The following is a 9259-nucleotide window of genomic DNA, read 5'->3' as shown; positions in this document are numbered from 1 at the left end:
GACCCCGCACCGGGAACGGTGCGGGGTTTTCTGCGTTTAGGCTCTCGGTATGCGCTACGACCTGGTCATCTTCGACAACGACGGTGTTCTCGTCGACAGTGAGCCGATCTCGAATCGGCTGCTGGCCGGCTATCTCACCGAGTTGGGGCACCCGACGTCCTACGAGGACTCGCTGCGGGACTACATGGGTGCCGCCATGCACCGCGTGCACGACCTCGTCCTGGAACGGACGGGGCGGCGGTTGCCCGAGGACTTCGACGACGTGTTCCACGGGCGGGTGTTCGCCGCCTTCGAGCGGGAGCTGGAGCCGGTTCCCGGGGCCGTCGGTGTGCTGGAGAAGCTGACCGCGGACGGGGTGGCGTACTGCGTGGCTTCGTCCGGGAGTCATGAGCGGATTCGGGTGGGGCATCGGAAGACCGGGCTGGACCGCTGGTTCGAGGATGAGCGGATCTTCAGCTCTCAGGACGTGGGGCGGGGGAAGCCGGCGCCGGATCTGTTCCTGCACGCGGCCGAGCGGATGGGGGTGGCGCCGGAGCGTAGTGTCGTGGTCGAGGACAGTCCGCTCGGTGTGCGGGCGGCCGTCGCGGCCGGCATGGACGTGTACGGGTTCACCGCGATGACGCCCGCCGACAGGCTCGCCGAGGCCACTCGACTCTTCGGGGACATGGGGGAGCTGGCCGATCTGCTGCTCGGCTGACGCCTGACATTTGTCATGCGCTGTTCCGGACGGTTGTTTCTACTGCGGGACCCCGCCCGGCCGCGAAGCTGAGTGCATGACCAAGCCTCGTAAGTCCCGGATCATCGTGTCGCTGCTCCTGGACGTGGGAGTACCCGTCGGGTCGTACTACCTGCTGAAGGGCGCGTTCGGGATGAGCGCGGTCGCGGCGCTCGGCTGGAGCAGTGTCGTGCCCGCGGTGCGGACCGGGTGGGGAGTGCTGAGGCAGCGGGAGGTGAACGCGCTGCCGCTGCTCATCCTGCTGGCCAACCTGGCCGGACTGCTGCTCGGCCTCGGGACCGGCGACGCTCGGCTGATGCTGGTCAAGGACAGCGCGATCACCAGTCTGGTCGGCTTCGCGCTGTTGGGGTCGGTGGCGCTCGGGCGGCCGATGATGACGGCGACGCTCAAGCCGTGGCTGGTGAAGGGGGACGCGGGCCGAGAGGCGGCCTGGGGGTGGCTGCGGCGGGAGTCGTCGGCGTTCAGGCGTGCGGAGGCGCGGTTCTCGGCGGTGTGGGGGATCGCCTTCGTCGGCGAGTGCGGGCTGCGGATCGTGGGGGTCTACACGCTGTCCGTCGACACGATGGTGTGGCTCGGGACGGTCGTCATGATCCTCGCGATGGCCGTCGCGTTCGTGGTGAGCGGTGCGCTGGGGGCGGGGCCCATGGTCCACATGATCGGCGCGGCCGTCGGCAGGGCCGACTCGGTCGAGGCGGAGGACACGGCTCTGGAAGCTGAGAAGAATTCACCTTTGATTGGATCTACCCACGGGTAAGCCGGAGCCCTACGCTCCCGCCATGACTGATGTGCTGCGGCGCGGCAGGGCCTCGCTCGCGTTCGGCTTCTTCGCCCAGGGCGTCGCCTTCGCGCTGCTGGTCACGCGGATCCCGGCCATTCAGGACCGGTACGGCGTCTCGGACGCGCTGCTGCCCGTCTTCCTCGCCGCCGTGCCGATTCTGGCCGGGGTCGGGAGCGTGGTGAGCGAGCGCCTGGTGCGCCGGGTCCGGCCGAGCCGGCTGCTGCGCTGGTCCCAGCCGGTGGTGCTGCTGGCGCTGCTCGGCGTCGGGGCGGGGGACCGGGTGGCGGTGCTGGCCGTCGCCCTGGCCGTCTTCGGGCTGGCCGTGGGTGCGCTGGACGCGTCGATGAACATGCTCGGGGTGAGCCTGCAACGGGCGTACGGGCGCTCCATCATGCTGGGGTTTCACGCGGCGTACAGCCTGGGCGGGATCCTGGGGGCCTCGCTGGCCTGGGCGGGCGCGCACTGGGACCTGGCGCTGTGGGTGTCGTATCTGCCGGTGGTGGTGCTGCTGTTGCCGGCCGCGCTGGTGGGGAGCCGCTGGTACGTCGACGGGGACCGCGGTGGCGTGTCGGGAGCCGAGGCTACGGGCTCGGGAGGAGGGGGCGGCGTCGGCTTCAAGGTGCTGCTGCCGCTGTGCCTGGTGATGACGTTCGCGTACATCGGGGACTCGACCGTCTCCAACTGGAGCGCGAAGTACCTCCAGGACGTGCTGGGGAGTTCGGAGCAGCTGGCCACCGTGCCGTACAACGTCTACATGGTGACCACGCTGGTGGGCAGGGCCGTCGGGGACTTCGGGGTGCGGCGGTTCGGTGCCGTGGCGGTGGTGCGGGGCGGTGCGGTCGTCGCGGCGGGCGGGTTCGCCGTGGTGGCGTCGGCGCCGGGCGCGTGGGTGGGAATGCTCGGGTTCACTCTGCTGGGGCTGGGGTTGTGCGTACTGGTGCCGCAGACGTTCGCCGCGGCGGGGCGGCTGGCGGCGGAGCGGGACGGTCGTCCGGGGGCGTCCGATGCCGCGGTGGCGCGGCTCAACGTGTTCAACTACGTCGGTTTCCTGATCGGTTCGCCGTTGGTGGGGGCGCTGGGGGACGCCTGGAGCTATCGCGGGGCGATGCTGGTGCCGATGGTGTTGGTGCTGGTGACGGTCGTGTACGCCAGGTCGTTCGAGGGCCGGCCGGACCGATACGGTGGCGGGCATGAGCGGCCGCGCACAGCTGATGTGGGACGAGGCAGTAACGGGCTATGACTTCGGCCCTGAGCATCCGATGGACCCGGTCCGGCTCGCCCTGACGCGAAGTCTGGTCGGTGCCCTCGGGCTCGACCGGGAGGTGGAGATCGTCGCGGCGCGCCCGGCCGGGGACTCGACGCTGCGGCTCGTCCACCGAGAGGACTACCTCGACGCGGTGAAGGCGGCGTCGGCCGATCCGGGGGCGGCGGACGGGTCGTACGGGCTCGGGACCATCGACGATCCGGCCTTCGCGGGGATGCACGAGGTGTCCGCGCTGATCGCCGGGCAGTCGGTGGGCGCTGCGGAGGCGGTGTGGCGCGGGGACGCGCTGCACGCGGTGAACTTCGCGGGCGGGCTGCACCACGCGATGCCGGGCGCGGCGTCCGGGTTCTGCGTGTACAACGACGCGGCGCTGGCCATCGCGCGGCTGCTGGAGCTGGGCGCGGAGCGGGTGGCGTACGTGGACGTCGACGTGCACCACGGGGACGGGGTGCAGGCGGCGTTCTGGGAGGACCCGCGGGTGCTGACGGTGTCGCTGCACGAGCATCCGGCGACGCTGTTCCCGCAGACCGGGTGGCCGGAGGAGACGGGGGCGGACCGCGCCGAGGGGTCGGCGGTGAACGTCGCGCTGCCGGCGGGGACCGGGGACGCGGGGTGGCTGCGGGCGTTCCACGCGGTGGTGCCGGAGGTGCTCGCGGAGTTCCGGCCGCAGGTGCTGGTGACGCAGCACGGTGCCGACACGCACTTCGAGGATCCGCTGGCGCACCTGGCGGTGTCGCTGGACGCGCAGCGGGCGGTGCAGGTGGCGTGTCACGAGCTGGCGCACGAGTACGCCGGGGGGCGGTGGGTGGCGCTCGGCGGGGGTGGTTACGCCGTGGTGGAGGTGGTGCCGCGGTCGTGGGCGCATCTGGTGGGGATCGCGGCGGGGCGGCCGGTGGAGCCGGAGACGGTGATTCCGGAGGGGTGGCGGCAGGAGGTGTACGCGCGGACGCGGCAGCTGGGGCCGATGCGGATGACTGATGGGCGGTGGCCGGTGTCGTACGCCTCGTGGGAGGCGGGGTACGACCCTGCGGATCGGGTGGATCAGGCGGTGCGGGCGGTTCGGCGGGCGGTGTTTCCGTTGCGGGGGCTTTTGCCGTAGGGGCGGTTTCTCGGAGGGCGACTCGATGGTTGGCCGGCGTCGGTGTGGCCCGGGGGTGGGGACGCAGCCCGGCGTTGCGGGGTGCCGCTGCGCCCACCCGTGCCGCCCCAGCGGCACGACTGCCCGCAGCTACGGCGGCTGCGACTGCCCGCAGTTCCGTTACGCCGACCGTGCGTAGGTTCTTCTGTTTCGTGCCCGGGGTGTGCGTTGGACCGGCAGCATCGGGGGTGTGCTGACCCGTGGAGCTCTTCGGGCTCATCTTGTTGATGTTCGGCTGGCCGGGGTGGTGGCGACCTCTCGGGAGGTGAGTCTGCGGAGTTACCGGTTGTTCGCCGCCCGGGATCCGCGGGTGCTGCTGGGGATCGATCCGGAGCGGGTCTGGGGGCCGCGGGAGCTGCTGGGACTGATGGCGGAGAGGTGCGGGGTCTCGGCCGATCCGCGCCACACCTCGGGCCAGGACGTGATCGACCCCGACCGGACCCTTGCGGCCCTGGACGCCTTCGCCGACCGGCTCGCGGCGGTCGCCGGACGCCGGGCCCCGGTGCTCTTGGGGACCGGGCACCCGCATCGACTGCTCGGTTTCTACGTCGCCTTGGCCGAGGCGCTGTCGGCGGCGGGATGTGCTGTCCTCACCCCGGCGCAGGGTCGCTCTGTCGACATAACGACCCGGTTCGGTCTACGCACGTACAACATCGACTACGTCCGCGGAGTCGCGTTGGTGCGGGAGGCCGGTGCCGGGTGCGCCGGTGGTGAGCCCGGCGTGCACACGCACTCGCCGCTGCCGGTTCGGGTCGCGCTGGCTGCCGCGGCCGAGGCCGGCGGGCCGCTGCCCGAGTTGGTGATCGGGGATCATGGATGGGCCTGCGGTGCAGGTCAGCTGGGGTTCGAGGCCATCGGGCCGGCCGATACGGACGATCCCGCGCTCTTCGTCGGTCAGGCCGAGGGGTTGGTGTCCGTCGCCGTTCCACTTGATGACGCTGTGCGGTCTGAGTACTACCGACCGCTTACCCGCTACGTACTCAATCGGGCGTGTCTGTCACGGTAGGGAAGCGATGGGTGCACCTCTTCCCCATTCGCATCACCCGCCCCTACATTGGGGAGTGAGCACGCAGCGACGAAGAGTCACCGGAAGGGGAAGCCGGTGGCCGTCGAGTGCGGAAGGTTCAGGTGTGTCATGGCTGCAGCTGGCGAAAGGCCTCTGAACGAGGTTCAGTTCCTTACCGTGGCGGAGGTCGCCTCGGTGATGCGCGTGTCCAAGATGACCGTGTACCGGTTGGTGCACAGCGGTCATCTGCCCGCGATCCGGGTCGGACGGTCGTTCCGTGTCCCGGAGCAAGCGGTTCACGAGTACCTCCGCGAGAGCTACGTGGGGGTGGAAACGGCCTGACGGCCCTCGATTACACCCTCAGCGCTCGGACCGGTAGGCTGGCCCCTCGTAGGTCGTGTGGGCCCATGGCGCTCACCAACCGAGTGATGAGAAGTGAGCGAGGATAGTCGTGGGCTCTGTTATCAAGAAGCGGCGCAAGCGGATGGCCAAGAAGAAGCACCGCAAGCTGCTGAAGCGCACGCGCGTTCAGCGTCGCAACAAGAAGTAGGCGACGCTGCGCCGTCAGCGTGTCCTGTGGCCCCCCACCGCATCCGGTGGGGGGCCACAGTCGTACGACCGGCGTTTTTCGCCATGTGCCGCGTCCGGCGGTCATCACTGCGCAACACCTACCGGCTAAGTTGGCCCGCAGGCGGGGAACGCGGCAGGCTACGGAGCAGGCGGAAGGAAGGCGCTGATCTTGGGCAAGGTCGTGCTCGTGACCGGAGTGGCCCGGCAGCTCGGCGGCCGGTTCGTCCGGCGCGTCCAGCGTGATCCCGACGTGGAGCGGGTGATCGGCGTGGACGCCGTCCCGCCCGGGCACCACCTGGGCGGCGCGGAGTTCGTGCAGGCGGACATCCGGCAGTCGGCCATCGGGCGGGTGCTGGCCCAGACGCGCGCCGACACGGTCGTCCACCTGGACGTGACGGGCACGCCACTGGGCAGCGGCAGCCGCGCCTCGGTGAAGGAGACCAACGTCATCGGCACGATGCAGCTGCTCGGCGCCTGCCAGAAGTCGCCGACGGTGCGGCGGCTGGTGGTGAAGTCCAGTACGAACGTCTACGGGTCCGCGCCGCGCGACCCGGCCGTGTGCACCGAGACCACGGCGCCCAAGTCGCTGCCCAGCGGCGGCTTCGCCAAGGACGCGGTCGAGGTCGAGGGGTACGTGCGGGGGTTCGCCCGACGCAGGCCGGACGTGTCGGTGACCGTGCTGCGGTTCGCCAACATCCTCGGACCGGCCGCGGACACGCCGCTCGCCTCGTACTTCGGACTGCCGGTGCTGCCCACGGTGTTCGGCTACGACCCGCGGCTGCAGTTCGTGCACGAGGACGACGTGATCGAGGTGCTGCGGGTCTGCGCGGACGAGCCGCGGCGGGGCACGCTGAACAGCGGGACGTTCAACATCGCCGGGGACGGTGTGCTGCTGCTCTCGCAGTGCTCGCGCCGCCTCGGCCGCCCCACGGTGCCGTTGCTGCTGCCGGCGGTCACCTGGGCGGGGTCGCTCGTGCGTACGCTGGGGATGACGGACTTCGCCCCCGAGCAGATCCGGCTGCTCACCCACGGTCGGGTGGTGGACACCACGCAGATGCGCGAGACGCTGGGCTTCCGGCCGAAGTACTCGACGGCCGGGGCGTTCGCGGACTTCGCCCGCGGCCGCGGTGCCGGGCTGCTGCCGCCCGAGGCCCTCGCGGGGGCCGTCGACCGGATCGCGGAGCTGTCCCTGCGGGGCAGCGGTCACCTCCCGACGCAGAGCGCCAACTGAGGAGCGCAGCAACGATGGCGGACGCCAAGGTCATTCCGTTCGACGACGACCGGTCGCGGGGGAGCCGCAGCGCGGGGAGTCGGCGCCGGACCGGCGCGGCGGAGTCGGCGCCGGCGGGCGAGGGCGCGGTGGGCGAGGTGCAGTCGCTGCCCGTACGGGGGGCCGCGGCGCAGGAGCCCGCTCCCGAGCCGCCCGAGCCGCCCGGGCCGGAGGAGTCGACCGCGGCCCGGCCGACGGCGGAGGGCAGCGGAGGCGCGGACGGAGGGGAGGACGGCGGCCTGGAGCGGCGCCTCGCGTCCGGCCTGTCCTTCCTGCGCCGCCGGCTCACGGGGGACTACGAGGTCGACGACTTCGGCTACGACGCCGAGCTGACCGACCAGGTGCTGATGTCCCTGCTCCGCCCGGTGTACGAGAAGTACTTCCGGGTCGAGGTGAAGGGCGTGGAGAACATCCCCGCCGAGGGCGGTGCGCTGATCGTCGCCAACCACTCCGGGACGCTGCCGCTGGACGGGCTGATGATGCAGGTCGCCGTGCACGACCACCATCCGGCCGGCCGGCACCTGCGGCTGCTGGCGGCGGACCTGGTGTTCGTGCTGCCGGTGGTCAACGAGCTGGCCCGCAAGCTGGGCCACACCCTGGCCTGCGCGGAGGACGCCGAACGGCTGTTGGCGCAGGGCGAGCTGGTCGGGGTGATGCCGGAGGGCTTCAAGGGCATCGGCAAGCCGTTCGGCGAGCGCTACAAGCTGCAGCGGTTCGGGCGGGGCGGCTTCGTGTCCACGGCCCTGCGGCAGGGTGCGCCGATCGTGCCGTGCTCGATCGTCGGGGCGGAGGAGATCTATCCGATGATCGGCAACTCCAAGACCCTGGCGCGGCTGCTGGGCTTCCCGTACTTCCCGCTCACGCCGACCTTCCCGTGGCTCGGTCCGCTGGGCGCGGTGCCGCTGCCGACGAAGTGGACGATCCAGTTCGGCGAGCCGATCCCGACGGACGGCTACGCGCCCGAGGCGGCCGAGGATCCGGTGCTGATGTTCAACCTGACCGACCAGGTGAGGGAGCAGATCCAACACACGCTCTACAAGCTGCTGGTGCAGCGGAGGTCGGTGTTCTTCTAGGCGGCGACGGGGGGCGCCCCGGGTGCCAGGGCGCCCCCCGTGCTCAGTCCGCGTCCTCCGCCTCGATGCCCAGGCCGGGCAGCAGGCCCGGGAGGAGCGGCGGGAGGGTGACGTCCGGCTTGGCGGGCGGGACGACGTCGCCGCCCGCGGGCGGGGAGGTCGTCCCGCTGTCGTCCTTCGGCGGGTCGAGCAGCCCGCCGGTGCCGCCGCCGAGCAGACCGTCGCTCTCGTCGCCGGAGCGGGCCGACTCGCTGGGCCGGTCGGAGTGGGAGCGCCCGCGCTCGGACGTGCCCTCGTCACCGGTGCGGGGCGGCGACGAGTGACCGGAGCCGGGGGTGCCGGTGGTCGTGGAGCCGGTACCGCCCGGCGAGCCGCCGTCCGTGCCGTCCTCGTCCTCGGCGGGCGGTCGCGGCAGCAGGGACTCCAGCGGGGCCACGTCGTCGTCTATGGCGTCGAACACCGACGACACCTGCTCACTGACGTCCCCGAGCTGCACCGGCAGCCGCTCGCGCAGTGCTCCCCAGGTCTCCCGGTGGGACTGGGAGAAGGCGGAGAGGGCCTGCATGGGGGCCAGCGAGTCGGGGTCGTGGGCGTAGGCGGCGCTGAGCAGGCGGTGGCCCTCGGAGGCGTCGTGCCGCATGCCGGACAGGGCGCGGCGGATCTCGCCGAGGGACTCGTGGTCGAGGGGGCCGCTGCGGCCGCGCTCCATCAGCCGGCGGGCCTCGCTGAGCCGGGTCGAGGCGAGGTCCAGGTAGGCCCGGCCCCGCTCGTCGTTGCCGTCGGCGAGGCCGAGGCGGAAGTCCTCTATGCCGCGCTTGAGGCCGTAGAGCGAGTCGCCGGGCAGGGCGTCCGAACTGGCGGCGGCGACTCCGCCGAAGGCCCCGGCGGCCACGCTCACGCTCAGGCCGCCCGCGGTGAGGCCCTTGGCCAGCCGCGAGCGGGGCCGGAACCTGCTCAGCGGGGCGGCCCGGTGGGTGCCGCGCGCCCGCCGCTGCTCCGGTACCGACGTGTCCGCCGCCCCGCCGCTCGCGGTGCCCTCCTGCAGCATGGCCTCGAAGGCGGCCACGAGCTGGGCCCGCTGGACGACCTTGACCTCGGGGTCCAGCTCGGGCCGGGGCAGCGTCTCCAGACCACGGGCGAGGGTCACCAGACGACCCTGCTCGGTCGGTTCCGCGGTGGCCCCGGCGGTCGCCGGCCCTCCGGACTGCTCGGCCGCCGCCCCGGGATCGGACTGCTCCTCCAGGGCCTGGGCGAAGGCGTTCGCCCGCCGGTGTGCCGATACGTTCGCGATCACTGGCGGCACCTCCTCTCGTCATCACGGTCGACTCCCCAGGGGGTCCTGAGGGTTGCACGCCCTGATCGGAACCATCCGATCGGGTGATCGGAGTCGGCCAGGGAGTGACCACAGGGAGCCTGCATCCCGC

The 9259-nt window shown here is 72.0% G+C and carries 10 protein-coding genes; 9 read left to right on the top strand and 1 reads right to left on the bottom strand.

Features of this window, described 5'->3' with window-relative positions; translation table 11 throughout:
• Positions 1–49 precede the first annotated feature (49 nt).
• The 9 genes from K7854_RS24570 to K7854_RS24530 all read left to right on the top strand — a co-directional run bounded on the left by K7854_RS24570 (position 50) and on the right by K7854_RS24530 (position 7835).
• Positions 50–697 (top strand): HAD family hydrolase, encoded by a 648-nt coding sequence (locus K7854_RS24570; RefSeq protein ID WP_226028733.1) that lies wholly within the window; start codon positions 50–52, stop codon positions 695–697.
• A gap of 76 nt (positions 698–773) precedes the next feature.
• Entirely contained in the window at positions 774–1490 is a 717-nt protein-coding gene (locus tag K7854_RS24565; protein WP_226028732.1) for a VC0807 family protein, read from the top strand.
• A complete protein-coding gene (locus K7854_RS24560; protein WP_345605321.1) occupies positions 1471–2754 on the top strand; it encodes an MFS transporter in 1284 nt (427 codons plus the stop codon). The genes K7854_RS24565 and K7854_RS24560 overlap by 20 nt, the downstream gene beginning before the upstream one ends.
• Positions 2705–3877 (top strand): acetoin utilization protein AcuC, encoded by a 1173-nt coding sequence (locus K7854_RS24555; RefSeq protein WP_226028730.1) that lies wholly within the window; start codon positions 2705–2707, stop codon positions 3875–3877. Before K7854_RS24560 ends, K7854_RS24555 begins: the two co-directional genes overlap by 50 nt.
• Before the next feature lie 229 nt (positions 3878–4106).
• Positions 4107–4922 carry a phosphatase gene (locus K7854_RS24550; protein WP_226028729.1) on the top strand — a complete coding sequence of 272 codons (816 nt, stop codon included), beginning with the start codon at positions 4107–4109 and terminating at the stop codon, positions 4920–4922.
• A 129-nt stretch (positions 4923–5051) separates the two neighbouring features.
• A complete protein-coding gene (locus tag K7854_RS24545) occupies positions 5052–5264 on the top strand; it encodes a helix-turn-helix domain-containing protein (protein ID WP_004984898.1) in 213 nt (70 codons plus the stop codon).
• 109 nt (positions 5265–5373) lie between these two features.
• Positions 5374–5472: a 30S ribosomal protein bS22 gene (locus K7854_RS24540; RefSeq protein ID WP_003948845.1), complete on the top strand. Its 99-nt coding sequence runs from the start codon at positions 5374–5376 to the stop codon at positions 5470–5472.
• A 189-nt stretch (positions 5473–5661) separates the two neighbouring features.
• Complete coding sequence (locus tag K7854_RS24535) at positions 5662–6723, top strand: NAD-dependent epimerase/dehydratase family protein (RefSeq protein ID WP_226028728.1); 1062 nt, start codon at positions 5662–5664, stop codon at positions 6721–6723.
• Between the two features lie 14 nt (positions 6724–6737).
• Positions 6738–7835, top strand: a complete 1098-nt coding sequence (locus K7854_RS24530) for a lysophospholipid acyltransferase family protein (protein WP_226028727.1) — start codon at positions 6738–6740, stop codon at positions 7833–7835.
• A 43-nt stretch (positions 7836–7878) separates the two neighbouring features.
• Here the strand turns inward: K7854_RS24530 and K7854_RS24525 are convergent, their stop codons facing one another.
• Positions 7879–9129 carry a DUF5667 domain-containing protein gene (locus K7854_RS24525; RefSeq protein WP_226028726.1) on the bottom strand — a complete coding sequence of 417 codons (1251 nt, stop codon included), beginning with the start codon at positions 9127–9129 and terminating at the stop codon, positions 7879–7881.
• Positions 9130–9259 lie beyond the last annotated feature (130 nt).

The sequence above is a fragment of the Streptomyces hyderabadensis genome (assembly GCF_020404845.1).
In the GTDB taxonomy this organism is placed as follows: Bacteria; Actinomycetota; Actinomycetes; order Streptomycetales; family Streptomycetaceae; genus Streptomyces; species Streptomyces hyderabadensis.
The sequence above is the reverse complement of the archived record's forward strand: the minus strand, read 5'-3'. Positions and strand labels throughout refer to the sequence as shown.

Excerpts from the sequence above, each read along its gene's own strand:
- K7854_RS24570 (WP_226028733.1), top strand. The coding sequence starts at position 50 with ATGCGCTACGACCTGGTCATCTTCGACAACGACGGTGTTCTCGTCGAC.
- K7854_RS24565 (WP_226028732.1), top strand. The coding sequence starts at position 774 with ATGACCAAGCCTCGTAAGTCCCGGATCATCGTGTCGCTGCTCCTGGAC.
- K7854_RS24530 (WP_226028727.1), top strand. The coding sequence starts at position 6,738 with ATGGCGGACGCCAAGGTCATTCCGTTCGACGACGACCGGTCGCGGGGG.
- K7854_RS24555 (WP_226028730.1), top strand. The coding sequence starts at position 2,705 with ATGAGCGGCCGCGCACAGCTGATGTGGGACGAGGCAGTAACGGGCTAT.
- K7854_RS24545 (WP_004984898.1), top strand. The coding sequence starts at position 5,052 with ATGGCTGCAGCTGGCGAAAGGCCTCTGAACGAGGTTCAGTTCCTTACC.